A 25,402-nucleotide genomic window follows, 5' to 3' on the forward strand; every position below is an offset into this window, starting at 1 on the left:
GCGGGGCCGGACCCGTGAGAAAGGGGTCCGGCCCCGCGGCCGTGTCCGGTCGAGCCCGCCCGTAGGCGTTACTTCTTGCGGCGGCGCCCGCCCTTGGCGGCCTTGCGGCGCTCGGCGCGCGTCTGACCCTCCTCGGCGGAACCGCCGTCGGCGGCGTCGACACCCGCGAAGTCGCCCTCGACCACACCGCCCTCGCCGTCCACGGACGGCGCGGAGAAGTGCAGCCGGTCGGCGCGCTTGGGGGCGTCGAGGCCCTTGGCGCGGATCTCCGGCCTGGCGTCCTTGGTCAGCGAAGGCGCCGCGTCCTGCGGGGCGTCGCTGACGGCGGCGTCCACCGGGACCTCCTCGACCTGCTGCTCGACCTGGACCTCCAGGTTGAACAGGTAGCCGACGGACTCCTCCTTGATGCCGTCCATCATGGCGCCGAACATGTCGAAGCCCTCGCGCTGGTACTCCACCAGCGGGTCGCGCTGCGCCATCGCGCGCAGCCCGATGCCCTCCTGGAGGTAGTCCATCTCGTACAGGTGCTCACGCCACTTGCGGTCGAGCACCGACAGCACCACGCGGCGCTCCAGCTCGCGCATGATGTCCTCGGACAGGCTCTTCTCGCGCTCCGCGTACTGCTCGTGGATGTCGTCCTTGACGGACTCCGCGATGAACTCGGCGGTGATCCCGGCCCGGTCGCCCGCCGCGTCCTCCAGCTCCTCGATGGTGACCTTCACCGGGTAGAGCTGCTTGAAGGCGCCCCACAGCCGGTCCAGGTCCCAGTCCTCGGCGAAGCCTTCCTTGGTCTCCGCGTCGATGTACGCGTCGATGGTGTCGTCCATGAAGTGCTGCACCTGCTCGTGCAGGTCCTCGCCCTCCAGGACGCGGCGGCGCTCGCCGTAGATGACCTCGCGCTGCCGGTTGAGCACCTCGTCGTACTTCAGGACGTTCTTGCGGATCTCGAAGTTCTGCTGCTCGACCTGCGACTGGGCCGACGCGATGGCGCGGGTGACCATCTTGTTCTCGATCGGCACGTCGTCCGGCACATTGGCCATCGCCATGACGCGCTCGACCATCTGCGCCTTGAACAGCCGCATGAGGTCGTCGCCGAGCGAGAGGTAGAAGCGGGACTCGCCGGGGTCGCCCTGACGGCCGGACCGGCCGCGGAGCTGGTTGTCGATCCGGCGCGACTCGTGCCGCTCGGTGCCCAGCACGTAGAGCCCGCCGAGGTCGACGACCTCCTCGTGCTCGGCCTTGACGGCCTGCTCGGCACGCTCCAGGGCGTCGGGCAGCGCCGCCGCCCACTCCTCGACGTGCTCGACCGGGTCGAGGCCGCGCTGCCGCAGCTCCGCCTCGGCGAGGTCATCGGGGTTGCCGCCGAGCTTGATGTCGGTGCCGCGGCCGGCCATGTTGGTGGCCACGGTCACGGCGCCCTTGCGGCCCGCCTGCGCGACGATCGACGCCTCACGGTCGTGCTGCTTGGCGTTGAGCACCTCGTGCGGCACGCCGCGCTTGGAGAGCTGCGCCGACAGGTACTCGGACTTCTCGACGGAGACGGTGCCGACCAGGACCGGCTGGCCCTTCTCGTGCTTCTCGACGATGTCCTCGACGACGGCGGCGAACTTCGCCTCTTCCGTGCGGTAGATCAGGTCGGGCTTGTCCATCCGGGCCAGCGCGCGGTTGGTCGGGATCGGGACGACGCCGAGCTTGTAGATCTGGTGGAACTCGGCGGCCTCGGTCATCGCCGTACCGGTCATGCCGCAGAGCTTGTCGTACAGGCGGAAGAAGTTCTGGAGGGTGATCGTGGCGAGCGTCTGGTTCTCGTCCTTGATGTCCACCCCTTCCTTCGCCTCGATCGCCTGGTGCATGCCCTCGTTGTAGCGGCGGCCCGCGAGGATACGGCCGGTGTGCTCGTCGACGATCATGACTTCGCCGTCCATGACGACGTAGTCCTTGTCGTTCTTGTACAGCTCCTTGGCCTTGATCGCGTTGTTCAGGTAGCCGACCAGCGGGGTGTTCACCGACTCGTAGAGGTTGTCGATGCCCAGCCAGTCCTCGACCTTGGTGACGCCGCTCTCGTGGATGGCGACGGTGCGCTTCTTCTCGTCCACGTCGTAGTCGCCGGTCTCCTCCTTGCCGAGGCTGCTCGCCTCGCCGCGGTTGAGCCGCTTCACCAGACGGGCGAAGTCGCTGTACCACTTGGTGGCCTGGTCGGCCGGGCCGGAGATGATCAGCGGCGTACGGGCCTCGTCCACCAGGATCGAGTCGACCTCGTCGACGATCGCGAAGTTGTGGCCGCGCTGCACCAGCTCGTCCTTCGACCACGCCATGTTGTCGCGCAGGTAGTCGAAGCCGAATTCGTTGTTGGTGCCGTAGGTGATGTCGCAGGCGTACATGGCGCGGCGCTCGGCGGGCGACATGTTCGCCAGGATGCAGCCGACCTCGAGGCCGAGGAATTTGTGGACGCGGCCCATCCACTCCGAGTCGCGCTCGGCGAGGTAGTCGTTGACCGTGATGAGGTGGACGCCCTTGCCGGAGATCCCGTTCAGATACGCGGGCAGGGTGCCGACCAGGGTCTTGCCCTCGCCGGTGCGCATCTCGGCGACATACCCGAGGTGCAGGGCGGCACCGCCCATGAGCTGGACGTCGTAGTGACGCTGTCCGAGCACGCGCTTGGCGGCCTCACGGACGGTGGCGAACGCCTCGGGCAGCAGGTCGTCGAGGGACTCGCCCTCGGCGTACCGCTCCTTGTACTCGTCGGTGAGGGCCCGCAGCTCGGCATCGGTGAGGTTGACGAAGTCCTCTTCGATGGAATTGACCTGGTCCGCGATGCGGTGCAGTTTGCGCAGGATCTTGCCTTCGCCTGCACGCATGAGCTTGTTGAAGACGGACACGTAGGCTGGCTCCTTGCCGGTCGGGCCTGGCGCGGTTGGCCCGCACCCGGCACAGCGGGGTTTGATCTGCCGATGTCTGCCGATGGCTTTCTGCCAGTGGCTGTCCGCCGATGGCCCCGCTGCAACGGCCATCGTAAGCGAGGAGACCAGCGGGCCGGGAGGCCCCGAGGTGCCAAAACGGTTTTCCACAGCCGTCGGCTCTCCTCAATACTGCGTCCATGGAGCCGATCACCCTCACCACCGAGCGTCTGCTGCTGCGTCCGCTGACCCCGGACGACGCCGAGGCGCTCTATGTGGCCTGCCAGGATCCCGATATTCCGCGCTGGACGGCGGTGCCCTCGCCGTACACCCACGAGAACGCGGCGGACTTCGTCGGCCGCATCTGCCCCGAGGGCTGGCGCGACGACACCATGTACAACTTCGGCGTCTTCACCGCCGACAGCGGCGCGCTCGTCAGCTCCATGGGCCTGCTGCGGTTCGGCGCCTCCGGTCTGACCGGGCCCGAGCGGCAGGCGGAGCTGGGCTACTGGACGGCGAGGGAGCAGCGCCGCAAGGGCTACACCGCCGAGGCGGGGCGCGCGGTCTGCGCCTGGGCCTTCGACGCTCTCGGCGTCGAGCGGATCGAGTGGTACGCGGAGGCGGGCAACGACGGCTCGCGCGCCGTCGCCCGCTCCATCGGCTTCGTCATGGAGGGCACCGTCCGCTCCAAGATCCTTTACGCGGGCACCCGCCGCGACGCCTGGAGCGGTTCCCTGCTGCCGACGGACTGGGACCGCGAGGGCAAGACGCCGTACGAGCCGTATCCGCCGGGCGCGGGGGCCTGAGGCTCCTTCGTCACGGGGGGCGGGGGCCTGAGGCCCTTTCGTCACGAGGGGGGCGGGCGCGGGGCCCGAGGGGTTTCCGTACGGAGCGGGGGGCCGCGGGCCGCGCGAGGTTGACGCAGGTCAGCGGGGCTTGTCAGTGGGCGGTCCTACGCTGTCCGGCATGACACCGCTGCCGCCTCCTCAGCTCACCCTGTCCGCCGACGAAGCACGCAGGCTCGCCTTGCGAGCGCAGGGCTTCCTCGGTGCTCCCGACCGGCGGGCCGGGACGCGCGGGGTGCTGCGCTCGCTGGGCGCGGTGCAGCTCGACACCATCTCGGTACTGGCCCGCTCGCACGAGCTGATCCCGTACGCCCGGCTGGGCGCGGTCGGCCGCGAGGAGGTCGAGGAGGCGTACTGGTCGGGCGACCACGCCTTCGAGTACTGGTCGCACGCGGCCTGCATCCTGCCCATCGAGGAGTGGCCGCACTTCGCCTTCCGGCGCAGGGCGCGGCGGGCCCGCGGTCACCGCTGGCACGTCCTGGAGGACGCCGAGCGCTCGTGCGCCGCCGTCCTGGACCAGCTCAAGGCCGAGGGGCCGCTGAATTCGACGCAGCTCGGCGGCGCGAAGAACGGCGGACCGTGGTGGGACTGGTCGGAGACCAAGATCGCGGTGGAGTGGCTGCTCGACACCGGCGAGGTGGTCTGCACCCGGCGGCGCGGCTGGAAGCGGATCTACGACCTGGCCGAGCGGGCCGTGCCCGACGCGCTGCTCCACGACGACCTGGACGACACCGAGTGCGTACGGCGGCTGGTCGTCCAGGCGGGCGCGGCGATGGGGGTGGCCACCCGCGCGGACCTCGCGGACTACCACCGGCTCAAGGGCGAGCAGGTGATGTCGGTGATCGACTCGACCGGTCTGGTGCCGGTCGAGGTCGAGGGCTGGGGCAAGCCCGCCTGGGCCGATCCGGCGGCGCTGGCGAGCGAGCCGCGCGGCAGGCACCGTACGACGCTGCTGTCGCCGTTCGACTCCCTGATCTGGGACCGGCCGCGCACCGAGCGGATCTTCGGCTTCACGCACCGGCTGGAGGCGTACACCCCCAAGCCCAAGCGGATCCACGGCTACTTCGCGATGCCGCTGCTCGCGGGCGGGCGGCTGGTCGGCCGCGTCGACCCGGCGCGCGAGGGGAAGACGCTGGTGGCCCGGCAGGTCACGCTCGACGGCCCGAAGGCCGTGCAGCCCGCGGCCGACGCCATCGCGCAGGCGGCGGGCTGGGTGGGCTGCGAGGAGGCGCGGGTGGAGCGGGTGCTGCCGGAGCCGCTGCGCGAGCCGCTGGAGGCGGCGCTGAAGCTGACCCACGACCGCCGCTGAGCGGGTACGGCCCCGCGGGGCCGAGGTGGTGGGTCCGGGCGGCGCCGGGTCCGGGCGGCCCGGGGGCGCGCCCGGACCCGGCAATGCCCAGCACGTGGTGGCCACGATGCCCGGCGCGGGACAGGCCCTAGCGGATCTCCAGGATCTTCTCGCGCATCGCGTAGACCACGGCCTCCATCCGGGAGTGGAGCTGAAGCTTCTCCAGGATGTTGCGGACGTGGTTCTTCACCGTGTTCTCGCTGATGAAGAGTTCCTTGGCGATGTCCCGGTTGTTCAGCCCGGTGGCGACCAGCTTCAGCACCTCCAGCTCCCGGTCGGTGAGCTTGGGCGCGGGCAGCAGCCGCCGCTCGTCGGTCCGCTGGATCATCGACTTGAACTCGGTCAGCAGCTTCGACGCCATCGACGGACTGATCTGCGACTGTCCGTCCGCCACCGCGCGGATCGCCGTCGCCACCTCGTCGGTGGAGATCTCCTTGAGGAGATAGCCGGTGGCACCGGCCTTGATCGCCTCGTAGAGGTCGGCTTCCTCGTCGCTTATCGTCAGCATGATGATCTTGGCGCTGGGCGCGACCTCCTTGATCGAGGTGCACGCCTCGATCCCGCCGCGCCGGGGCATCCGCACATCCATCAGCACGATGTCCGGCAACAGGTCGGCGGCCTTGTCGACCGCCTCTGCGCCGTCCCCCGCCTCACCGATGACCTGGATGTCCTCCTCCTGCGCGAGCACGATCTCCAGGCCCCGCCGGAAGAGCGCGTGGTCGTCGACCACCAGCACCCGGATGGGCTCCGCACGCGCCGGACCGGCAGGTTCCTCGTACGGGATCTGACCACGCTCGCCGGCGGTTCCGCGCTCAAAGCTCTCCGGCATCAGATCCTCCCCCTCAGACCAGAGTTGACCACTGGTCCAGCATTTCACGTCCAGGCACGGTGGTGCCCCCGGGACGGCCCGGGGGCACCGGTTGCAGCCCTAGGGCCTGTCCGCGAAGTCTCGTCTGACTGGCGGCGCCTGGCACGCACGCTCGCTGCGTTGTCGGGCTCATCCGAATAGGCCCACTATGAGGACGACCTCCCCCAGACTTCGTCCGGGGGCACCCCCACCGCCATTGCCGACCGCACGCACCAGACACCGCCAGCCCCGCCCTCCGGGCGGACGACGCGACTTCGCGGACACGCCCTCGGGCGTGGCCGCTAGCGGCGCAGTACGCCGCCCGCGCCCGCCGGTTCTTCCACGGTGCTCTCGTCCGAGTTCAGATGAATCACGCCGTAGTCGTAACCGTGCCTGCGATAGACGACGCTCGGCTGCTTGGTCTCGCTGTCCACGAACAGATAGAAGTCGTGCCCGACCAACTCCATCTCGTAGAGCGCCTGGTCGAGTGCCATCGGCGTGGCCGCGTGGGTCTTCTCGCGCACCACCAGCGGGCCCTCGCCGTGCACCTCCAGCGGACCGAACCTCGTGGTGGGCACACTGTCCGTGCTCGGCCGGTCGACGGCCAGCTCCCCGTCCCCGTTGATGGTCGCCGCGTCCGGCACGGTCGCGGCGACCTCGGCCGCCGGGATCCGGCCGTTCCCACGACGGGTGTGGCGCTTGCTCGCGGCCTTGCGCAGCCGCGCCTCCAGCTTCGACACCGCGATGTCCAGCGCCGCGTACGGGTCGGCCGCCGCGGCCTCGGCCCGGACGACCGGGCCCCGGGTGTTGAGCGTGATCTCCACCCGGTCGGCGTGGTCCGCCTGCCGGGGGTTGAGCTCCTTGGACACCTCGACGTCGAGGCTGATCACCTTGCCGTCGAGCTTCTGGATCTTGTCCAGCTTCTCGGCCACGTGCTTCCGGAACCGCTCAGGCACCTCGGTCTTGCGGCCCTTGACGACGATGTCCACGCAGAACTCCGTTCCCGGATCGCCCCGGGCTACCGGAGGCGATCCCTTTCGCTGAGGCCAGCTCGGGTACCAGTCCCGTCCGGCGCTGCGTTGGCTGCCGCTTCGCCTCCCGGGGCTGACCGGGGACCACGAAGCTGCGGCTTTCACCTCCTCCTGCCCCACTGAGAAGATCAACACCCCATGGTGTTCACTTCCCTATCCCCCGAACATAGTCCCGGAGTGTGGAGGTCGGCATCCTCAGCGACGCCATACCCCCTTCCGAGTGAATATGCGTCGCTACTACCTGCAACGACGCGCATCCGAGTGGAGTTCCGGATCGTGCGGACCAGCCACGACCGCCGCCCCGGCGACCCGGCCCCCGGCCGCCGTCACCGCCCGCGCCGCCACGGTCAGTGAGGCTCCGGTGGTCATCAGGTCGTCCACCAGCACGACCGGCGCCACCGTCAGCAGCGCCGCCGGCCCGCCGGCTGCCGCCACCGCGCCCGCCAGATTCGCCGGCCGCCCGGCCGCGCCGAGACCGGACTGGTCCGCCACCGGCCTCCGCTGGCGCAACGCGGCCACCGCCCTGGCGGGTACGCCGCCCCGGCGCAGCTCCCGGGCCGCCGCACGGGCGATGCGGGCCGTGGCGTCGTGGCCGCGTCGCGCCACCGCACGCCGTGCCGAGGGCACCGGCACCAGCAGGACCGTCCCGGGGACGCCGACCCGCCGCACGGCCGCCGCCAGCGCCGTGCCCAGCGGTCCGGCCAGACCCAGCGCACCCCGCTCCTTGTGCGCCAGGACCACGGCCCGTACTTCGTCCCCGTATCGCCCGGCCGCGTAGACCGGCGGCAGCCCCGGCGGCTCCGGCGTCGGACGCACGCGCCGCACCGGCACCGATTCGGCCGCCCCACCGATCAGTACCCGGCACCGCTCGCACAGCTCCGTACGCGGACGCCCGCACCCGGCGCAGTCCACCGGCAGGACCAGCCCGGTGATCTCCTGCCACCAGCCCCGCATGACGTCCACTCTGCCCCGTTTCGGCGCCCGCCGCCAGCCCCCCTCCCAACCTGTGGATAACTCCACGGTTTCGCAGGTCAGGAGGCTGACGGTGGTTTTCTCAACCGGGGTAGACCGGGCTGTCGCCCTTCGGCTCGACCCGCTTGCCCGTGGAGTCCGGCGGCAGCCGGTAGACGCTCTGGTTGTACGAGGCCAGCAGCGCCCGCGAGACGTCCTCGGAGGCCGCCACCACCGATGCCTGGCTGATCCCCTCGAAGGCCAGCTTCGGGGAGCCGTCGGTGCTGATGTACTTGATCTGCTGCACACCCTCGGATTCGCTGTCGAGCGCCACCAGGCGGCTCGGCCCCGCCCAGGAGACCGAGCTGACGCCGTCGGCCGCGGGGGTCAGCGTGCGCAGATCCGTCACCGCGAACGTCGGATGCGCCTGCGTACCGCCCCGCTCGATCCGCCCGAGCTGCAACTTCCCGAGCCCGTTGGGCTGCCGGACGAGCAGCGCGATCCGCACGCCGTCCGAGGCGACCCGCAGCGCGTCCACACGGCCGGTCAGGCCGCTGACGGAGACCGGGATCGGCTGCCCGCCGCCGTCGCGCAGCGCCACCACGCGGGGGTCGCCCGGATCGCGGTCGGCGACCCACAGGTAGTCGAGCCCGTCCCAGCTCGGCGCGCTCAGACCGTCCTTCGCCTTGCTGGTCAGCACGGGCTCGCTGAGCTGGGCGTCCGCGTCCAGGCCGGCGGTGACCAGTTGGCGTCCCTCGCCCTTCACCCCGGCGGCCATCTGCTCGTCCCGGCGCACCGCGACCGACTCCAGGTCCGCCTTCGCCCCGCCGAACGGCCCGGCCACCGGCGTACCCGTGGTCGAGGCGCCGTCCGAGGGCACCTCCAGCAGCCGGTGCGGCTGCGCGCCGATGTAGTACTGGTGGTCCGAGGAGCCGACCAGATTCTGCGTGCTGAACGCCAGCGTCTGTTCCTTGGGCAGGGAGCAGACCGTCCTGCCGTCGGACGCCGAGATGTCGACGGCGTCCACCTTGGGCGCGGCCTGGCCCTGCACCGTGGTGAAGAGCTGCGCCGCCAGCTTCACGCAGCGCTCCCCCGCGAACCGCTGCGCGGGCGCGTCGAGCCGCACCCTGAGGTGCTGGGAGTCGTCGAGCGTCACCCCGTGGTCGGGCGCCTTGTCGTAGAGCCGGGCGCCCTCGGGCGCCGCGGTCTCGACCACGGGCGCCAGCCAGTTCGTGGGGCCGGTCAGCAGCGCGGAGACCGTGGACACCAGCGAGTCGCTCTGCTTGCGCAGGTAGACCGGGTCGGCGACCAGGGTCTTGTCGGCGTTCCCCGAGCGATGCGCGTCCGGGCCCAGCGCCGCGAAGTAGTACATGTTGACCAGGTGATATATCCGGTTGAAGTCCAGATCGGAGATCACCAGGCCGTCTTCAAGACTGTCGATCCGCCACTCGTTGTTCTCCTTGACCAGGTGGAACGAGGTGTCGAAGTTGCCCTCGTCCGGCCGGTAGGCGTGCTTGGCGTCGACGACGGCCGTCTTCTTGCCCGCCAAGTCGACCATCACGTAGTCCTTGCGACTCGTGCCCGGCTCCTCCCGGGGCTGCGTCGTGCCGGTGAGCACGGTGATCTTCGCGGTGGGGTCCCAGTGTCCGGCCAGCTCCTTGGACAGGTACTTCTTCGCGGTCTCGAAGTCCGCCTCGCCGCTGGTGGTGGCCTCCATGAAGCCGTTGACGATGTCGGAGGCGCTTTCGCCCTTGTGCGGCGCCGACGGGAAGACCCGCACCTGCGCGTCCACGTCGGCGTGCTGTCCGTCGCCGACCTTGCGCACCTCACCGCTGCTGGGTATCGCCGCGCACCCGGCCAGCAACAGCGCCGCGCACACCACACCCGGCCAGCTCCGCAGCAGGCGTCCCCTGCCCCCCAGCGCACCCATCAGCTGTCGTCCTCCCGGACCGAGTCCACCCGTCCCACGACCCGCGCACCGCTGCCGGGGAACGCCGCGGGATCGGCCGACGGCGAACGCGGCACCGCGGGCGGCCGCTGGGGAATCTGCGGTATCTGCGAGCCCGGCTGCCCGTGGTGCCCCGGCCCGGCCGGGCCCGCGGTCCGCGGCACCGGCACGGACCCCGTCGCGGCCCGGACCGGCAGCCCCGAGGAATTCAGCCCGCGGTTGCGCCGCGAATCGTCCGGCTCCAGCGGTATCGGCGACCCGCGCAGGCTCTCGCCGGCGGTCCGCGGCAGCGTCATCCGGAACTGCGACCCGCCGCCCGGCTCGCCCCACGCCTGGAGCCAGCCGCCGTGCAGCCGGGCGTCCTCCACCGCGATGGACAGGCCGAGGCCCGTCCCGCCGGTGGTACGCGCCCGCGCCGGATCGGCTCGCCAGAAGCGGTTGAACACCCGCGTCGCCTCGCCGGGCTTCAGCCCGACGCCGTAGTCCCGCACCGCGACGGCCACCGCGCCGTCGGCCGTGGCCAGCCGTACCACCACGTCCCGGCCGTCGCCGTGCTCGATCGCGTTGACGACCAGATTGCGCAGCACGCGCTCCACCCGGCGGGGGTCGACCTCGGCTATCACCGGCTGCGCGTCGCCGCGTATCGCCACGTGGCTGCCCTTGCGCTCGGCCAGCGGCTCCGCGGCGTCCACCACCCGCCGTACGACCTCGCGCAGGTCTATCGGCTCGGCGGCCAGCTCCGCCGCGCCCGCGTCGAATCTGCTGATCTCCAGCAGGTCGGACAGCAGCGACTCGAAACGGTCCAGCTGGTTCTGCAACAGTTCGGCGGAGCGCGCGGTCACCGGATCGAATTCGGTCCGCGCGTCATGGATGACGTCCGCCGCCATCCGTACGGTCGTCAGCGGGGTGCGCAGCTCGTGCGAGACGTCGGAGACGAAGCGGCGCTGCATCCTCGACAGGTCCTCCAACTGCTGGATCTTGACCTGGAGGTTCTGCGCCATCTTGTTGAAGGACTCGCCGAGGCGCGCGATGTCGTCCTCACCCGAGACCTGCATACGTTCCTGCAATCGGCCCGCCGCGAGCCGCTCCGCGATCCCGGCCGCCATCCGTACCGGCGTGACGACCTGCCGGGTCACCAGCCAGGCGATGGCGCCGAGCAGCACCACCACGAAGATGCCCGCCGTCGCCAGCGTGCCCTTGACCAGGCCGAGCGTCTTGGCCTCCTGGCCGAACGGGAAGAGGTAGTAGAGCTGGTACGTCTTCCCGTTGATGTCCGTGAGCCGCTTGCCGATGGCCAGCGCGGGCTGCGGCGCCTTCCCGTCGTCCGTCACCACCGTCGTGTACTGCTTGAGCGCCCCGGTGTGGGACTCGACGGCGTCGCTGAGCGACTTGGGGATGCTCGCCTGCGGCAGCAGGCTGCCGGAGCTGCGCGGCCCGTGCGCGTTGACGACACCCTCGCCGAAGCGCGCGTCGTCGGCGCCCGGGCTGAGCGTGGCGATCCAGTACACCCCGTTGCCACCGCTGGCGAACTGCTGGACCAGCGTCGTCAGCCAGGCGCCCGAATCCTCGGCCTGATTCTGCGAGCCGACCCCGGTGGCGTCCTGCGTCTGGCTCCTGTTCGCCTGCTGCTGGGCGATGGAGAAGCCGGTGGTGGCCTGATTCTCAGCCGCTTTCTCCTTCGCGTCGAGCAGGCCGTTCTTGACCTGCCCGATCACGACGAAGCCCAGCAGCAGCACCACGCCGACCGACATCAGCAGCGTGAAGGCGACCACACGCAGTTGCAGATTGCGCCGCCACAGCCGGACCGCCGGCTGCAACGGTCGCCGTGCCCAGCGCACGAACGAGCGGAAAACCGGCGCGAGACCCCGCATGGGGTCCGCGAGCCGGCTCTCCAGCCGCTCCCGCTCGTACGACGCGCACATGTCAGCCCGGTCCCGCCTTGTAACCGACACCGCGGACGGTCACCACGATCTCCGGGCGCTCCGGGTCCTGCTCCACCTTCGACCGCAGCCGCTGCACATGAACGTTCACCAGCCGGGTGTCCGCCGCGTGCCGATAGCCCCAGACCTGCTCGAGCAGCACCTCACGGGTGAACACCTGCCACGGCTTGCGGGCCAGCGCCACCAGCAGGTCGAACTCCAACGGCGTCAGCGCGATTGGCTGCCCGTCCCGCTTCACCGAGTGCCCCGCCACGTCGATCACCAGATCGCCGATGGCGAGCTGCTCAGGAGTCGGCTCCTCCGCCCTCCGCAGTCGCGCCCTGACCCTCGCCACCAGCTCCTTCGGCTTGAACGGCTTGATCACATAGTCGTCAGCCCCCGACTCGAGCCCCACCACCACATCCACGGTGTCGCTCTTCGCCGTGAGCATCACAATCGGCACCCCGGACTCCGCCCGGATCTGACGGCATACGTCGATGCCGTCCCGTCCGGGCAGCATGAGGTCAAGGAGCACCAGATCCGGCTTGGACTCCCGAAAAGCAGCCAGGGCCTTGTCACCGTCAGCGCAGAACGACGGCTCGAAACCCTCTCCGCGCAGCACGATGCCAAGCATCTCTGACAGCGCGGTGTCGTCATCGACGACCAGCACACGTCCCTTCATACCGACCATCATCCCATTTACGTATCGGTTCCCGTGACCATCGGTGATCGAGGTCACGAGCCAGGGCCAATGTCCACGGTTGTCCGTGGTTGTCCAGCCGAATCCGTGGCCGTTGATGTCAGCCGTAGATGTCACGCTGCCGCAAGGCCGCGACCCTAGATCATGTGGCCAGTATGGCCCGGTCACCCGCTATGTGACACCCGTACGTCCAACCACGAGGCTCCCGAGCCGAGCGGAGCGCCCACGACGGCCCCGGCCCCATCGCGGCAGCAGCCCGCCCCCTCAGCCACAGAAAGTAGTCAGATCCGCTCACGCGCCCGCATCCGCGACGCCGGTACGGCGAGACGCCACGCCTCCCCCGCCCCTGACCTACGGTCCGGCTGAGGGCTCTCCGTGACCGCCTCTCATCCTCGGTCAAGAGCGGTCACCCTCGCACGGCCCACTGACGGCCCCAGGCTTGGCAGCCTTCCTCGCCAGGGCGGGCTGTCGACACGCTCGCTCGCCACGACGATTCCTGCGCCGACACGGAGTGACCATGGCGGGCTCGGCCACTTCGCGGCAGCAGGAGCTCCCCGCCAGCCCATTTCCGGAGAGGTGGTCGCCTTACGCGGCTGCATCCGTGACGGCGTGGGTACGGCGACCCGCCCCGGTACCCGGTGCGTCCCGGTCACCGATGCGCAGCCAGGGCCGCCTCCTCTTGTAGCCAGCCTGTTCTACGTGACCCTTTCGCCGCTGCGGTCGGCAACGCTCCCGCCATGTAAACCGGCCACGGCTGCCGGGGGCTCTGGCCTCATGCCCGTCGCCCTACGCGTGTGCGGACGGCGACTGGGCCCTCTGCGGCCGGGAGTCCGAGCGCCCCGCCCGAGGCACCCCCACCCCGCCTCCTTCACCTTCCCCACTTCCTTCTTTTCCGTGTCGCCGTGGTTCCTGGAGTGCTGATTGGCGACTCTGCTCCGGTGGCTGGTGGTGGGGTGTCCTTCGGGAGTGCTGGGCGCTGACTGTCCGGCCTGGGTGGTGCCTGGTTTTGGGTGGTGGGGTTGTCGGTGTGCCTTGGCTCGGTCCGGCGGTGAGGGGTGGGGCAAAGCGTGTAGCGGGGAACCCCGTGGCGTTCATGACGCGGGGCCGGGGGCCGGGCCACCGGACGCCGGAGGCAGGCCGGGGGTCCGAGACCCCGAGCCGCCGACGGTCAGCTGTGCTGGCTGTTGGGGTGTTTCCCGTAGCGACGGCTGGAAGCCGGTTGACCGGACCAGCCGGATACTCGAAGGGTGAGAGCAGCCGGACGGCCCAACCCGGCCCGCGTGCGAAGGCGTCCCCCGACCGTCCTGAAGCAGCCTGCTTACCTGTCGGCTTCTCCCGGTACGACTGCTGATCACCTGTGCCGATCCGGGTGAACGGTCGATCACCACACACGCCCGCAGGCCCATGGAATCCACATCCAGCGACCACCCCACCCAGGAACACTGCGACTCCCCCTCCCCCTCCTTCTCCCCTCCCCGCCCAACGGGCGGGGAGCTTGATGAGGTAGAGAAAGTTCTAACAGCCCTGCTCAGCGGGCTACGCGTCGAAGTCGTACTCCAGGATGTACGAGGCGGAGTCGAGGGTCATCTCGTTAATCTCGACCGCGCGTCCCTCGTCGGCGAAAGCGGTACGGACCACCAGGATGACCGGCGTGCCCATGGTCAGACTGAGACGCTTCGCCTCGTCTGTCGACGGCATGCGGCTACGGATCTCCTCGCGGAAGTGCACTGGCTTGTAGCCGAGTTCGGCAAGCCTGGCGTACGTTCCGCCGGGCCCGGTGTCCTCCTGAGTGATCGCTGAGCCTGCGACCATCTCGGCAGACAGGTACGACTTCGCCAGAAGGATGGGCTTCCCATCCAACACAAACCGGCGGCTCCTCACGCACACCGCTTCGCCCGACTGCATTCCCAGCACGGCGGCGACACCCGGCGGAGCCTCCTCCTCCGTGACGGTGAGCTGATCCACCACCAAGATCCGGTCGTCTGCGTCGGCTGCCCAGACAGAGCGCCCCTCACCCCACTGCGAACGGGACAGACGCTGAATGCCCTTACGGCGGAGCGGGCGGAACGAGCGCACGAAAACACCGGCCCCCTTGCGCGACTCGGCGACGCCTTCACTCTGGAGAACTCCGAGAGCCTGCCGTGCGGTCATGCGGGCTACCTCGTACGTGGCCATGAGGTCGTTCTCACCCGGCAGCCGATCGCCTGGGCCGTACTCGCCGGCCTGGATGGCATCGCGTAGTGCGTCGGCGATGCGCTGGTACTTCGGCTGGCGACTTGCGCCTTCGGTTGCCATGGATGATCTCTCCCTCTCCTCTCTAGACAGCCTAGAGGTTTCCTCTGTCACCAGGTCATTGCCCTGCCCCACCCGAGCGATAGAACACATCTCTAGAGACCCATTGACATCTCTAGAGATGTGTCGTTCACTGGAGATGTCTAGAGAGGCAGCTCAAGAAGGGTCGCCTCGCTCAAGGGGAAACACGATGGCTTCGTTCAAGATCGACCTTTCGACCGCCACGGTGTTCGTGGCCACCCCGCCGGTTCCGAAGCTGGTGAACAAGCAGACCGGGGAGATCGCGATCGACCGTGAGACCGGTGCGCCGCTGAAGACGGTGGGCTTGCTGGTGTCGGACGAGGGGCAGGGGGACCTGTTCCAGGTGACGATCCCGGAGACGGGTATCGACGCGACGCTGACGCCGGGCACGCTGGTCGCGGTGACGGGTCTGCGGGCTCGGGACTGGGAGAACGAGTTCAACGGCCAGAAGCGGCACGGGATCAGCTTCCGTGCGGTGGCCGTGACCTCGCTGATGCCCGCCGCTGCGGCGAACGGCAAGGGCTGATCCGCCGTGGTGACCGTACTGGTGCTGACCGGCGCTGGGATCGCGGCCGTGCTGATCCTGCGCCGGGTCCGCCCGGACCTGTACTGGATGGTCGTCGGTGGTCCGGCCGCTCGTATCCGGGTGTCGTGGTCGTACGCCTCGGTGATGGATGCCTGTGGTCTGTCGGTTCCTCCGTCTCGTGCCCGGATCGCGTTAGCCCGAGCGCTGGGGCGGGAGTTGCCCGCGAACCGGCCGCCGAAGCTGCTGCGGCTGCGGACCACCCGCACGGGCCTGGTGGCTCGCATCCGGCTCCAGCCGGGACAGGACGCCTTCGACGTGATCACCGCCGCCGACCGGCTGCGGCACTCCTGGCGGCTGCATCAGGTCACGGTCAAGGAGGTCCGCTCCGGAGTGCTGGAGCTGTCGATGACCGGCTACGACATCCTGCGCCGGGTACACCTGCCCGCCCGTGCCGACCGTTCCGCGCTGCGGGTTCCGGTCGCCCTGCGGGGGGACGGGACCGTGCACTGCCGGGACTTCCGCAAGGTGCCCCACAGCCTGACCGTAGGCGCGACCGAGTCCGGCAAGTCCGTGTACCAACGCGTCCTGATCAGCGAACTCGCCTGTCAGCCGGTGGCGTTGGTCGGGATCGACTGCAAGGGCGTGGAACTCGCGCCGCTGGCCCGCCGGTTCACCGCCATGGCCGACACCCCCGACACCGCCGCCGACCTGCTTGAAGCTCTGGTGGACGAGATGGCGGTGCGGTTCCAGGTCATCCGGACCGCGCAGAGGATCAGCGCCGACACCCCCGACGCGGAGATCACCTCCGACATCTGGGGCCTGCCGGAGAGCATGCGGCCGGTGCCGATCGTAGTGATCATTGACGAGGTCGCTGAACTGCTGCTCATGGCAGGTGCGTCGGAGAAGAAGCGCCGGGAACGGATCATCACCGCCCTGATCCGGCTGGGGCAGCTCGCGCGGGCTTCCGGGATCTACCTGGAAGTCTGCGGACAGCGCTTCGGCTCCGAACTCGGCGACGGGGTGACCATGCTCCGCGCCCAGCTCACCGGCCGGGTCTGCCACCGCGTCAACGATGAAGCCTCAGCGAAGATGGCATTCGGCGACATCGCGCCCGAAGCCCTCGCCTCCGTCCTGGCCATCGCCCCCGATCAGCCGGGCGTCGCGATTGCCGCGGACACCTCCGGCGGCTGGTCCCGTATCCGGACCCCGTACATCTCGCTGCGTTCTGCGGTCGCCACCTGCAACCGGTACGCGTCCCTGACCCCCGAAATCTCCGCCCTGGCCGACTTCCGGCCGGTCCTGCCGTCTCTGCCCAACGGTGCCGTTTCGGGCAAGCCCGTGCCCGCCACCGCCTGACACACACCCCGCACCACCGGTCGGCGTGACCGCCCTCGCGCCAGGTCCCTACCCGCCCCATGCCCGAACCCATTCGACAGGAGACACGACATGTCCGGAGACCGACGCAACACCGGCGACATGGCCGACGACCGCCGCCTGACCGCCCGCCTGCTGAACTCCGCCCAGACCTACTGCTACACCGACGACGCCGACCCCGACTTCGCGACGGTCGTCATGAGCGGCTGCGTGACCACGAGGCCGAACGAGTACCCGCCCAAGGGCCACAGCTACCCCCGCAAGGACCGGTGACCGTCGTGGCAGCCCGCCGCCCGGCCAAGCCCGTGCCGAAGACCCCGCCGCCCTGCGAGGTCTGCAAGGGCACCGGACAGGTTGCCGCGACCGTCCGCGTCGGACGCCGACACCGCGTTGTCGGTCAGCAGGAAGGCATGTGCCTGTCCTGCTTCGGCACCGGCACCGGCACCGGCACCGGCACCGCCTGAGCCCCGCCCGCACCGCCCAGGGCCCGTCAACAACCGCCCGGCCCTGGGTCTCCCGCCCCTGATCGGAGGTGACCCCGTGTCCCGCTCGCTTCGCTTCGACCCGATCCTGATCCAGGCCGTGATTGCCGGTGCCCTGTCCTTCGCGCACCTGCACGACATCGCTGCTGCTTCCGGGCAGACCGGCTGGAAAGCCTGGGCCTACCCCGTCTCCGTGGATCTGCTGCTGGTCGCCGCCTGGCGACGCATGCGGACCCTGCGCGCGAACAACGCCCCTGCCCGCGCGGCCTGGACGTGGTTCGTCATCGCCCTTACCGCCTCGCTCGGCGCGAACGTCGCCACCGCCGGACTCCTCGATATGCACGACGTCCCCGCAACCCTGCGTGTCCTGGTCGCAGGATGGCCCGCCCTGGCATTTCTCGGCGGCACGCTCCTCGCCCACACCCCTTCGACACCTTCCCCGGTTCCCGAGGTCCCCGCCCCGCCGGCCGTTTCCGCCGAACCGGTCACCCTCGACCGGCCCGACCCTGTTCCTGCTCCTGCGCTTCCGCCCGTGCCGGTCCCGGCTGCTGCTGTGGCTGTTCCGGCGGCACTGGTCGCTCATGCCCGCAAGGTCGCCGACGCTCACCGCACCGCGACCGGCCAGCACATCGACACCGACACCCTGCGCGCCCGCCTCGCCGTACCGCCCGCGCTGGCTGAGGCCATCGCCGCCCAACTCACCTGACCGAAAGGAGGCCGACCTGTGGCCCGCTTCGAGAACTTCCGCAACGTCGCCCGGATCGGGCCGGTTCAGGTCGGCGACCACCGCGACCGTCACGGCCGCAAGGCCACCATCGCCGCCTGCACCGCCCCGCGTTGCGGCTGGTCCGCCGACTACTCCAGCCGTTCCGCCGCTGAACTCGCCGCCCGCACCCACACCTGCACCGCCTGACCTGGAAGGACACCGCCCATGTTCACGCCCAAGTACCCGCCGAACGACACCTACACCCCGCCGGTCACGGCCTACACCGCCCCGCCCGTGCCGGTGGACACCGACCCCGCCGCGCTGGTCCAGCCCCCGGCACCGATGCCGATCCTGCAGACCCCGGCCCGCCCGGTCGTCCAGCTCACCCCCGGCAGCGTCGCGACGCTCGTCGTCGGCGGCACCGCCGTGGTCCTGGTCGTCGGCGTCGTCCTGGTCTCCCTGCTGCTCGCGGTCGCCATCACCGCCGTGTCCGTCGCGGTCGTCGCCGTGGTCCTGCGCTCGTTGCTGACCGACAGCCGCAAGGGCCGCTGACCGGCCCCCAGGACGGCACGGGTCGCCAAACACGACCGTCCTGGGAGCCCTGCCCAGTCCAGATCAAAGACCCGGAAGGGACTCACCATCATGCCCCAGCACACCCATGCCTCGGGCCACGTCTGCGGCCACTGCGACGGCTTCCCTGTCGTGGCCATCACCACCGGCACCCGCAACCCTGACGGCACCCGCACCACCCTCATCGTGAACTGCCCCACCTGCAACGGCACCGGCACCCTCCGCGCCCGCCGCGTCCTCACCACGGCCGGGAGGTGAGCGCCGTGGCCTTCCTGAACTGGCGCTCACCCGAGCACTTCGACCACTCCGGCGACAAGCCGTGCGTCTGCTGCGGCAAGCTCACCCCGCTGCGCTCGGACAAGGGCAAGCCCGTCCACAAGGTCTGTGCGGAGAACTGGCTCGACACCCACCCCCGCAAGGACGGTGAGCCCCGGTGAACGCCATCGTTCCGGACGGGCTGCGGGTGCTGGATCTGTTCTGCTGCGCTGGCGGCGCCGCGATGGGTTACCACCGGGCCGGGTTCGAGGTGAATGGGGTGGACATCGCTCCCCGCCCGAACTACCCCTTCCCGATCGTTCGGGCCGATGCTCTGGAACACCTGGCCCGCCTCACGGCAACCGGTGAGATCACCCGCTACGCACTGATCCACACCTCCCCGCCCTGCCAGGCCGGCTGCGCCCTCACCGTGGGCACCAACGCTTCCCGCGGCTGGGGACGCGACCACGCACAGCTCATCCCCGAGCTGCGCGACCTTCTCGACGTCACCGGCCTGCCCTACGTGATCGAACAGCCCAACGGCAGGGCCCCCGTCCGTCGCGACATCACCTTGTGCGGGGAGTCCTTCGGCCTCGGCGTCCTGCGACACCGCGGGTTCGAACTCGGCGGCTGGTCCACTGCGCAGCCCCGGCACCCTCGCCACCGTGGCTACGTCCGTGGGTACCGCCATGGCACCTACCACGACGGCCCGTACGTTGCCGCCTACGGCTCCGGCGGCGGAAAGGCCACCGTCCCCGAGATGCAGCACGCCATGGACATCTCCTGGACCGATGTCCGCGAGGAACTCACCGAAGCCGTCCCGCCGGCCTTCACCCGGTGGCTCGGTCGCGCCTTCCTCACCGCACGACAGGAGGTGATCGCGTGGTGACTACCGCCGAACTGCCGGCGGGCCTGGACCCGGTCACCTGGAAGGACTTCCTTCGGGTGGCCGGGCAACCGGGCTTCGACCGCTGGGACGACCAGGTACGCCGCACCGGTGGCTGCGCCGACCCGATCCACCTCACGGGCTCGACCACCACCCTCGACCCGACCACCGGCCAAGTCCTGTACTCCTACGACACCACCGGCGAACCCGGCGGGCGGCTCCGGGTCGCGTGCGGCAACCGCCGTGCCTCGCGCTGCCCGGCCTGCGCCTGGACCTACGCCGGAGACACCTACCAACTCATCCTGTCCGGCCTGACCGGCGGCAAAGGCGTCCCGTCAACCGTGGTCGACCATCCCCGCGTGTTCGCCACCCTCACCGCCCCCAGCTTCGGGCCGGTCCACAACCGCCCCACCTCCGGCCGCTGCCGCTGTGGCACCGCCCACACCGACACGGCACCGGACCTGGGCACACCGCTGGACCCCGAGACGTACGACTACGCGGGCGCGGTGCTGTGGAACAACCACGCCTCCGACCTGTGGCGCTACGTCACCATCTACCTCCCGCGTGAACTCGCCGCCCGGATCGGCATCACGCAGCGCGAACTCCGCGAACGCCTCCGGGTCTCGTACGGGAAGGTCGCGGAGTTCCAGAAGCGCGGTGCGATCCACTTCCATGCCGTGATCCGCTTCGACGGCCCGGACGGCCCAGACACCGCCCCGCCCGCCTGGGCCACCGCTGGCCTGCTGGCCGACGCGCTACGCGCTGCCGCTGCCCGCGCTGCGGTCACGGTGCCCGCTGCCGGTAACCAGCCTGCCCGGGTGCTGCGCTGGGGCGTCCAGCTCGACGTGCAGCCCATCGGCGCCTTCGGCGACGGCGAAGACCTCACCGAACAGGCGGTCGCCTCCTACGTCGCCAAGTACGCCACCAAGGCGGCCGAGACGACCGGCACCGTAGACCGCCGCATCGGCGAACTCGCCGAACTCGACCGGCTGCCGGACCTGCCGGACCACACGCGGCGGCTCATCCAAGCGTGCTGGGACCTCGACGCGGACTATCCCGACCGCCGCCTGTGGGCCTGGGCTCACATGCTCGGCTTCCGGGGCCACTTCTCCACCAAAGCCCGCCGCTACTCCACCACCCTCGGAGCCCTCCGCCAGGCACGCGCCGACTACCGCGCCGACCAAGAACGCCACGAACGCGGACTGCCCGACCCCGACACCAACCCCGAGGCGACCACCCTCGTGATCGCCCACTGGACGTACGCCGGGCACGGCCACACCCCCGGCGAATCCTGGCTCGCCCAACAGATCCACCGCGACATCACCCACGCACGCGACACCGCACGCCAAGCCCGCGCCGACCTGGATGGCTGGGGTGATGACGATGGCTGATGAGCTGCTGACAGTGCCGGATGTGATGGCTCGGCTCAAGCTCGGTCGCTCGACGGTGTACGAGCTGCTGCGTTCCCGGCGACTCACCTCCGTGACCATCGGCCGGTCTCGCCGCGTTCCTGCGGCTGCGGTGCGCGCCTTCATCAAAGACCTGGAAGCGGGCTGCTGATGGTCGCCGCACGTAAGCGCAACCCGAACGGCTCGGGCACGGTCACCAAGCGCTCAGACGGCCGGTATCAGGCGGCGGTCTTCGTGCCCCAGCCGGATGGCACCACGAAGCGGAAGTACGCCTATGGGCGGTCGTATGACGAGTGCGATCGCAAGCGCCGAGAGCTGATCGAGCGGAGTCAGCAGGGCATCCCGACGCCGACGCGGGACATGACGCTGAACCAGTGGTTCGACTACTGGTTGGAGTGCATCGTCAAGCCCTACCTGTCGGCGGGGAGCTACCGCACGTACGGGCAGACGACGCGCTTGTACCTGCGGCCGTACCTGGGGCACGCGGTGATGCTCAAGCTGGGCGTCAAGGAGCTGCGTGCGGCCGTGACAGCGCTCGCACGGAAGGTGTCGAGCAAGACCGCACGGCAAGCTCTCCGCGTCCTCTCCGCCGCGCTGACGGCTGCGATGGAGGAGGACTTCGGTCTGACTCGGAACGTCGCGAAGCTAGTGCACGTCCGGGCTCCCACCGACCACGGTGAGAGCTGGACCGCCGTGCAGGTGCTCCGGTTCTTGGCTGAAGCGCGCCGCCGGACCGTGTACTACCCGGCGTTCCTGTTGCTGTGTCTGCTGGGACTGCGTCGGGCGGAAATCTGTGGTCTGCGCTGGGAGAACATCGACTTCGACCAGCGGATCGTCTGGGTGGAACAGCAGTTGCAGCGCAGTGGTGCCGGAATGATCGACGTGGAGCTGAAGACCGAGACGTCCAAGGCTCCCCTGCCGTTGCCCGCGCAGTGCATCGGGCCTCTGCGCTGGCAGCGCCTGCGGGTCGCTTGGCTTCGTGAGCGGGCGCTGGCTGCGGGTCGGCCCTGGTACGACGATCCGGTGGGCCACGTCTTCGTGACGCGCACGGGTCGGCCCTGGCAGCCGGACAACCTCTATCAGACCTTGCAGCGCATTCGCGTACTGGCCGGGTTGAGCAAGATGAACCCCAAGGGCCTGCGGAAGTCCTGCGGCACCCTCTTGGTCCACCTCAAGGCGCATCCCCGGATCGTGAAGGCCATCCTTCGGCACAGCCGGATTGCGACGACACTCGACATCTACGCCGAAGCGCTCGACCCGGACGTGATCGAGGCGGTGAGTCGGCTCGACCTCCTGCTGCGGCAACCGGTCCGGCTGGAGCGGCTGCAAGAGGCGGTCGAACGGCCCGACTGATGTCAGCCGTAGATGTCACCGCCCCTCCCCCGGCGCATCGTCGCTGGTGGAGGGGCGGTTCTCGGCTCAGGCCGCGCCATCATCCCATTTGCATATCGTTACCGGTGACCTTTGGTGATCGAGGTCACGCTACGCGACCATTGTCCGCTGATGTCCGCAGATGCGCTGCCCGATCTCTCCTAGTCAGAGCCTGCCCGGGGAGTCTCGTGATTACACACAGTTACGAGAGCTTCTGTGGTGACCGGCGAAACCACACCGTTCTCCGTGATGATCGCAGTAATCAGCTCCGGCGGCGTCACATCGAAGGCCGGATTGTAGGCCTGAGTGCCCAGCGGTGACGGCGCGAGGTCGGTCACCTCGCTGCCGGCCCGCTGCTCCACCTCGATCGCGGCGCCGTCCGGCGTGCTCAGATCCACCGAGGTCGTCGGCGCAACGACGATGAACGGCACATGGTGGTAGCGGGCGAGGACCGCGAGGGGATAGCTGCCGACCTTGTTCGCCGTGGAGCCGTCCGCCGCGATCCGGTCCGCGCCGATCAGCACCGCGTCCACCTCCCCCGCCGTGAACAGCGACCCGGCCGCGCTGTCGGCGAGCAGCGTGTACGGCATCCCGGCCCGCGCCGCCTCGTACGCCGTCAACCGCGCGCCCTGAAGAAGGGGACGGGTCTCGTCGACCCACAGACGCCTCAACTCCCCAGCCCTGTGCGCCGCGAGGACCACACCGAGCCCGGTGCCCTCACCGCCCGAGACCAGGGCCCCGGTGTTGCAGTGCGTCAGAATCCGGTAGCCCCCGCCCGGCACCAACTCGGCGAGCAGCCGCTCCCCGTACTCCGCCATCGCCCGGCTCGCCGCCGCGTCCTCCTCGTGCAGCGCCCGCGCCTCGGCCAACGCGAAGGCGGCGCCCTGGTGCGGAGGCGCCGCGTGGAAAGCGGTCACCGCGCGGCGCACCCCGTACCCGAGGTTGACGGCCGTAGGCCGCGCGTGCGCCAGCAGGTCGGCGGCCTCGTTCACGTCGTAGCCGCGCGCCGCCGCCAACGCGATCCCGTACGCCCCCGCGAGCCCGAGCAGCGGCGCGCCCCGCACGGCGAGGGAACGTATCGCCTGTACCAGCGCCTGTACGTCCGTGCACACCAACTCGACCTCCTCCTGCGGAAGTCGGGTCTGGTCGAGCAGCACGAGCACGGGTCCCTCGGGGGGTTCCTCCCACCGCAGCGCGGGGATGGTACGGGAAGCACCGCCGGCCTCATCGGTCACAGGTCGCACGTATTGATCACCCATCCGTCCAGTCTGCCCTGCCCGGCCCGGTCCAAGGCAGCCCATGGCACGATGGCGGCCAGTACCACAGCGAGCACCACATGAAGGGGCAGCCTCCGATGACCAACACTCCGGGCTGGGCCTCGCCCGGATCCTCCGACTCCTCCGAGCCGGAAGACGGCGACAGCCCCGCTTCCTCCGCACCACAGAAAGACACCCCCGTGGACACGTCAACAGATACGTCCGCGGCCGGTCCTGACAACAGCTCCGGTGACGACTCCGGCGACACATCCGCTCCCGGTACGGGAGACCGGCCCGCTACGGCCGACGCCGGTGACACGACGCCACCGCCGCCCGGCGGCTGGTCCGCCCAACAGCCGCCCGCGGGTCAGTGGCAGCACACCCCCCACGACACCCGGCCCCCGACCGTACCGGCCCCAGGCCCGCCCCCCGCCGGATCCTCCGGTACGGGTACGGGTACGGGTCAGGCGCCCGGCGCCGGCTGGGCCCGGTGGTCGCCCCCGCAACCGCCGCAAGGCGGCCACCCCGGCCCCTCAGGCCCGCGCTGGGGCAACACAGCACCGGGCGGCGGCCCCGGCGGCGGCTGGCAGCAGCAGGGCCCCTTGAGCAGGCCCGCGGCGCCCAAGCCCGGCGTCATCCCGCTGCGCCCGCTCGGCGCGGGCGAGATCCTCGACGGTTCCCTGGCCGTACTGCGGCGGCACTGGCGCGCGATCCTCGGCTTCACCCTGGCCATCGCCGTGGTCACCCAGGGCCTGGCCGTGGTGGTCGACGGCTTCTTCCTCAGCAACGACACCCGGTTGGAGAACCTCAGGGACAACCCCAACCCGAGCGTCGGCGACATCATGCACGCCGTCAGCGGTGCCTTCGCCAGCTCGGGCCTGACCATTCTGGTCATGCTCATCGGCACGATCACCGCGACCGCGATGGTCGCCATGGCCACCAGCCGCGCCGTGCTCGGCCGCCCGGTCACGGCCGCCCAGGTGTGGCGGGAAGCCCGCCCGCGGCTGCCCCAACTGCTCGGGCTCGCGCTGCTGATCCCGCTGGCCATCGCCGGAATCCTGGCGGGCGCCGTCCTGCCCGGCGCACTGATCGCCCTGGCGGGTGCGGAGAGCGGCGGCGCCGCCCTCGCCTCCCTCGGCCTGATCGGCGCCTCCGTCGTCGTGCTCTGGCTCATGATCCAGTGGAGCCTGGCGGCACCGGCCCTCATGCTCGAGAAGCAGGACATCGTCTCGGCGATGAAGCGCTCGGCGAAGCTGGTACGCAACTCCTGGTGGCGCGTCCTCGGCGTCCAGGCGCTCGCGGCGATCCTCTGCTACATCGCCTCGGCCATCATCCAGACGCCGTTCATGTTCATCGCTCGTGGCATCACCGGTGAGAGCCTCGGCTCCTTCCTCTCCGGCGACACCAACCCGGGCTGGGCGTTCCTCGGCATCAGCGGAATCGGCGCCGCCATCGCCGCGACGCTCAGCCTGCCGATCAGCGCCGGCGTCACCACGCTGCTGTACATGGACCAGCGCATCCGCCGTGAGGCTCTCGACATCGAGCTGATGCGGGCCGCGAATACCGATGCGGACGCGAACGCGGCTGCGAGCGTCGCCGTCACCACCGACTGACCAGGGAACGCAGAAAGGCCCCGGCCCCCGAGTCGAAACTCGGGGGCCGGGGCCTTTTACAAAGATTGTTCGGCGGTGTCCTACTCTCCCACAGGGTCCCCCCTGCAGTACCATCGGCGCTGAAAGGCTTAGCTTCCGGGTTCGGAATGTAACCG

The 25,402-nt window shown here is 70.2% G+C and carries 24 protein-coding genes, 1 rRNA gene and 1 pseudogene; 16 read left to right on the forward strand and 10 right to left on the reverse strand.

What is annotated here, in order from left to right:
• Positions 1-68: 68 nt before the first annotated feature.
• Positions 69-2,879 carry a preprotein translocase subunit SecA gene (gene secA / locus ACIO6U_RS31410; protein ID WP_355342916.1) on the reverse strand — a complete coding sequence of 937 codons (2,811 nt, stop codon included), beginning with the start codon at positions 2,877-2,879 and terminating at the stop codon, positions 69-71.
• A 218-nt stretch (positions 2,880-3,097) separates the two neighbouring features.
• Here secA and ACIO6U_RS31415 point away from each other — a divergent pair, with 218 nt between their 5' ends.
• Positions 3,098-3,703, forward strand: a complete 606-nt coding sequence (locus ACIO6U_RS31415; RefSeq protein ID WP_355342913.1) for a GNAT family N-acetyltransferase — start codon at positions 3,098-3,100, stop codon at positions 3,701-3,703.
• Between the two features lie 160 nt (positions 3,704-3,863).
• On the forward strand, positions 3,864-5,051 hold the full coding sequence (locus tag ACIO6U_RS31420; RefSeq protein ID WP_391052554.1) for a DNA glycosylase AlkZ-like family protein: 1,188 nt from the start codon (positions 3,864-3,866) through the stop codon (positions 5,049-5,051).
• 127 nt (positions 5,052-5,178) lie between these two features.
• Here the strand turns inward: ACIO6U_RS31420 and ACIO6U_RS31425 are convergent.
• The 7 genes and pseudogenes from ACIO6U_RS31425 to ACIO6U_RS31455 all read right to left on the reverse strand — a co-directional run.
• A pseudogene (locus ACIO6U_RS31425) lies at positions 5,179-5,853 on the reverse strand (response regulator); the annotation flags it as partial.
• A gap of 386 nt (positions 5,854-6,239) precedes the next feature.
• Positions 6,240-6,926, reverse strand: coding sequence for a ribosome hibernation-promoting factor, HPF/YfiA family (gene hpf / locus ACIO6U_RS31430; RefSeq protein ID WP_355342907.1), 687 nt, complete (start codon positions 6,924-6,926; stop codon positions 6,240-6,242).
• Between the two features lie 279 nt (positions 6,927-7,205).
• Positions 7,206-7,922 (reverse strand): ComF family protein, encoded by a 717-nt coding sequence (locus tag ACIO6U_RS31435; RefSeq protein ID WP_401724229.1) that lies wholly within the window; start codon positions 7,920-7,922, stop codon positions 7,206-7,208.
• 100 nt (positions 7,923-8,022) lie between these two features.
• Complete coding sequence (locus ACIO6U_RS31440) at positions 8,023-9,849, reverse strand: LpqB family beta-propeller domain-containing protein (RefSeq protein ID WP_401724232.1); 1,827 nt, start codon at positions 9,847-9,849, stop codon at positions 8,023-8,025.
• Positions 9,849-11,789, reverse strand: a complete 1,941-nt coding sequence (mtrB, locus tag ACIO6U_RS31445) for an MtrAB system histidine kinase MtrB (RefSeq protein ID WP_401724235.1) — start codon at positions 11,787-11,789, stop codon at positions 9,849-9,851. The genes ACIO6U_RS31440 and mtrB overlap by 1 nt, the downstream gene beginning before the upstream one ends.
• A gap of 1 nt (position 11,790) precedes the next feature.
• Positions 11,791-12,480, reverse strand: coding sequence for an MtrAB system response regulator MtrA (mtrA, locus tag ACIO6U_RS31450; protein WP_188283097.1), 690 nt, complete (start codon positions 12,478-12,480; stop codon positions 11,791-11,793).
• A gap of 1,542 nt (positions 12,481-14,022) precedes the next feature.
• Positions 14,023-14,781, reverse strand: coding sequence for a GntR family transcriptional regulator (locus ACIO6U_RS31455; RefSeq protein ID WP_401724238.1), 759 nt, complete (start codon positions 14,779-14,781; stop codon positions 14,023-14,025).
• A gap of 187 nt (positions 14,782-14,968) precedes the next feature.
• Here ACIO6U_RS31455 and ACIO6U_RS31460 point away from each other — a divergent pair, with 187 nt between their 5' ends.
• The 13 genes from ACIO6U_RS31460 (at position 14,969) to ACIO6U_RS31520 (ending at position 22,360) form a co-directional block, all read left to right on the forward strand.
• Positions 14,969-15,325 (forward strand): hypothetical protein, encoded by a 357-nt coding sequence (locus tag ACIO6U_RS31460; RefSeq protein ID WP_401724240.1) that lies wholly within the window; start codon positions 14,969-14,971, stop codon positions 15,323-15,325.
• Positions 15,326-15,334: 9 nt separating this feature from the next.
• Entirely contained in the window at positions 15,335-16,681 is a 1,347-nt protein-coding gene (locus ACIO6U_RS31465) for an FtsK/SpoIIIE domain-containing protein (RefSeq protein WP_401724289.1), read from the forward strand.
• A 90-nt stretch (positions 16,682-16,771) separates the two neighbouring features.
• Complete coding sequence (locus ACIO6U_RS31470; protein ID WP_401724243.1) at positions 16,772-16,972, forward strand: hypothetical protein; 201 nt, start codon at positions 16,772-16,774, stop codon at positions 16,970-16,972.
• On the forward strand, positions 16,969-17,163 hold the full coding sequence (locus tag ACIO6U_RS31475) for a hypothetical protein (RefSeq protein ID WP_401724246.1): 195 nt from the start codon (positions 16,969-16,971) through the stop codon (positions 17,161-17,163). Before ACIO6U_RS31470 ends, ACIO6U_RS31475 begins: the two co-directional genes overlap by 4 nt.
• 76 nt (positions 17,164-17,239) lie before the next feature.
• Positions 17,240-17,887 carry a DUF2637 domain-containing protein gene (locus tag ACIO6U_RS31480; protein WP_401724249.1) on the forward strand — a complete coding sequence of 216 codons (648 nt, stop codon included), beginning with the start codon at positions 17,240-17,242 and terminating at the stop codon, positions 17,885-17,887.
• Positions 17,888-17,905: 18 nt separating this feature from the next.
• Positions 17,906-18,094: a mobile element transfer protein gene (locus ACIO6U_RS31485; protein ID WP_401724252.1), complete on the forward strand. Its 189-nt coding sequence runs from the start codon at positions 17,906-17,908 to the stop codon at positions 18,092-18,094.
• Between the two features lie 18 nt (positions 18,095-18,112).
• The gene (locus ACIO6U_RS31490) at positions 18,113-18,439 is read left to right on the forward strand and encodes a SpdD protein (RefSeq protein ID WP_401724255.1); all 327 of its coding nucleotides are present in this window, start codon (positions 18,113-18,115) and stop codon (positions 18,437-18,439) included.
• A gap of 90 nt (positions 18,440-18,529) precedes the next feature.
• Positions 18,530-18,715: a hypothetical protein gene (locus ACIO6U_RS31495; RefSeq protein WP_401724258.1), complete on the forward strand. Its 186-nt coding sequence runs from the start codon at positions 18,530-18,532 to the stop codon at positions 18,713-18,715.
• Positions 18,716-18,720: 5 nt separating this feature from the next.
• Positions 18,721-18,894, forward strand: coding sequence for a hypothetical protein (locus ACIO6U_RS31500; RefSeq protein ID WP_401724261.1), 174 nt, complete (start codon positions 18,721-18,723; stop codon positions 18,892-18,894).
• 62 nt (positions 18,895-18,956) lie between these two features.
• Positions 18,957-19,601, forward strand: a complete 645-nt coding sequence (locus ACIO6U_RS31505; protein ID WP_401724292.1) for a DNA methylase — start codon at positions 18,957-18,959, stop codon at positions 19,599-19,601.
• Positions 19,598-20,989, forward strand: a complete 1,392-nt coding sequence (repSA, locus tag ACIO6U_RS31510; RefSeq protein WP_401724295.1) for a replication initiator protein RepSA — start codon at positions 19,598-19,600, stop codon at positions 20,987-20,989. Before ACIO6U_RS31505 ends, repSA begins: the two co-directional genes overlap by 4 nt.
• Positions 20,982-21,158: a helix-turn-helix domain-containing protein gene (locus ACIO6U_RS31515; protein WP_401724264.1), complete on the forward strand. Its 177-nt coding sequence runs from the start codon at positions 20,982-20,984 to the stop codon at positions 21,156-21,158. The genes repSA and ACIO6U_RS31515 overlap by 8 nt, the downstream gene beginning before the upstream one ends.
• Positions 21,158-22,360 (forward strand): tyrosine-type recombinase/integrase, encoded by a 1,203-nt coding sequence (locus tag ACIO6U_RS31520; RefSeq protein WP_401724266.1) that lies wholly within the window; start codon positions 21,158-21,160, stop codon positions 22,358-22,360. The genes ACIO6U_RS31515 and ACIO6U_RS31520 overlap by 1 nt, the downstream gene beginning before the upstream one ends.
• Positions 22,361-22,539: 179 nt before the next feature.
• Here the strand turns inward: ACIO6U_RS31520 and mtnA are convergent, their stop codons facing one another.
• Entirely contained in the window at positions 22,540-23,637 is a 1,098-nt protein-coding gene (mtnA, locus tag ACIO6U_RS31525; RefSeq protein ID WP_401724269.1) for an S-methyl-5-thioribose-1-phosphate isomerase, read from the reverse strand.
• A 95-nt stretch (positions 23,638-23,732) separates the two neighbouring features.
• On the opposite strand from mtnA, the gene ACIO6U_RS31530 reads away from it, so the two are divergent.
• A complete protein-coding gene (locus ACIO6U_RS31530) occupies positions 23,733-25,247 on the forward strand; it encodes a hypothetical protein (RefSeq protein ID WP_401724272.1) in 1,515 nt (504 codons plus the stop codon).
• 67 nt (positions 25,248-25,314) lie between these two features.
• Here the strand turns inward: ACIO6U_RS31530 and rrf are convergent.
• Positions 25,315-25,402 (reverse strand): 5S ribosomal RNA (gene rrf / locus ACIO6U_RS31535); the annotation flags it as partial.

The sequence above is a fragment of the Streptomyces sp. NPDC087422 genome, assembly GCF_044744145.1.
Classification (GTDB): Bacteria; Actinomycetota; Actinomycetes; order Streptomycetales; family Streptomycetaceae; genus Actinacidiphila.

Bases quoted from the DNA above. Each gene is read 5' to 3' on its own strand.
- ACIO6U_RS31415 (WP_355342913.1), top strand. From the start codon at position 3,098: ATGGAGCCGATCACCCTCACCACCGAGCGTCTGCTGCTGCGTCCGCTG.
- ACIO6U_RS31420 (WP_391052554.1), top strand. From the start codon at position 3,864: ATGACACCGCTGCCGCCTCCTCAGCTCACCCTGTCCGCCGACGAAGCA.
- ACIO6U_RS31435 (WP_401724229.1), bottom strand. From the start codon at position 7,922: ATGCGGGGCTGGTGGCAGGAGATCACCGGGCTGGTCCTGCCGGTGGAC.
- ACIO6U_RS31440 (WP_401724232.1), bottom strand. From the start codon at position 9,849: ATGGGTGCGCTGGGGGGCAGGGGACGCCTGCTGCGGAGCTGGCCGGGT.
- mtrB (WP_401724235.1), bottom strand. From the start codon at position 11,789: ATGTGCGCGTCGTACGAGCGGGAGCGGCTGGAGAGCCGGCTCGCGGAC.
- mtrA (WP_188283097.1), bottom strand. From the start codon at position 12,480: ATGATGGTCGGTATGAAGGGACGTGTGCTGGTCGTCGATGACGACACC.
- ACIO6U_RS31455 (WP_401724238.1), bottom strand. From the start codon at position 14,781: ATGGCAACCGAAGGCGCAAGTCGCCAGCCGAAGTACCAGCGCATCGCC.
- ACIO6U_RS31460 (WP_401724240.1), top strand. From the start codon at position 14,969: ATGGCTTCGTTCAAGATCGACCTTTCGACCGCCACGGTGTTCGTGGCC.
- ACIO6U_RS31470 (WP_401724243.1), top strand. From the start codon at position 16,772: ATGTCCGGAGACCGACGCAACACCGGCGACATGGCCGACGACCGCCGC.
- ACIO6U_RS31490 (WP_401724255.1), top strand. From the start codon at position 18,113: ATGTTCACGCCCAAGTACCCGCCGAACGACACCTACACCCCGCCGGTC.
- ACIO6U_RS31495 (WP_401724258.1), top strand. From the start codon at position 18,530: ATGCCCCAGCACACCCATGCCTCGGGCCACGTCTGCGGCCACTGCGAC.
- ACIO6U_RS31505 (WP_401724292.1), top strand. From the start codon at position 18,957: ATGGGTTACCACCGGGCCGGGTTCGAGGTGAATGGGGTGGACATCGCT.
- ACIO6U_RS31515 (WP_401724264.1), top strand. From the start codon at position 20,982: ATGGCTGATGAGCTGCTGACAGTGCCGGATGTGATGGCTCGGCTCAAG.
- ACIO6U_RS31520 (WP_401724266.1), top strand. From the start codon at position 21,158: ATGGTCGCCGCACGTAAGCGCAACCCGAACGGCTCGGGCACGGTCACC.
- mtnA (WP_401724269.1), bottom strand. From the start codon at position 23,637: ATGGGTGATCAATACGTGCGACCTGTGACCGATGAGGCCGGCGGTGCT.
- ACIO6U_RS31530 (WP_401724272.1), top strand. From the start codon at position 23,733: ATGACCAACACTCCGGGCTGGGCCTCGCCCGGATCCTCCGACTCCTCC.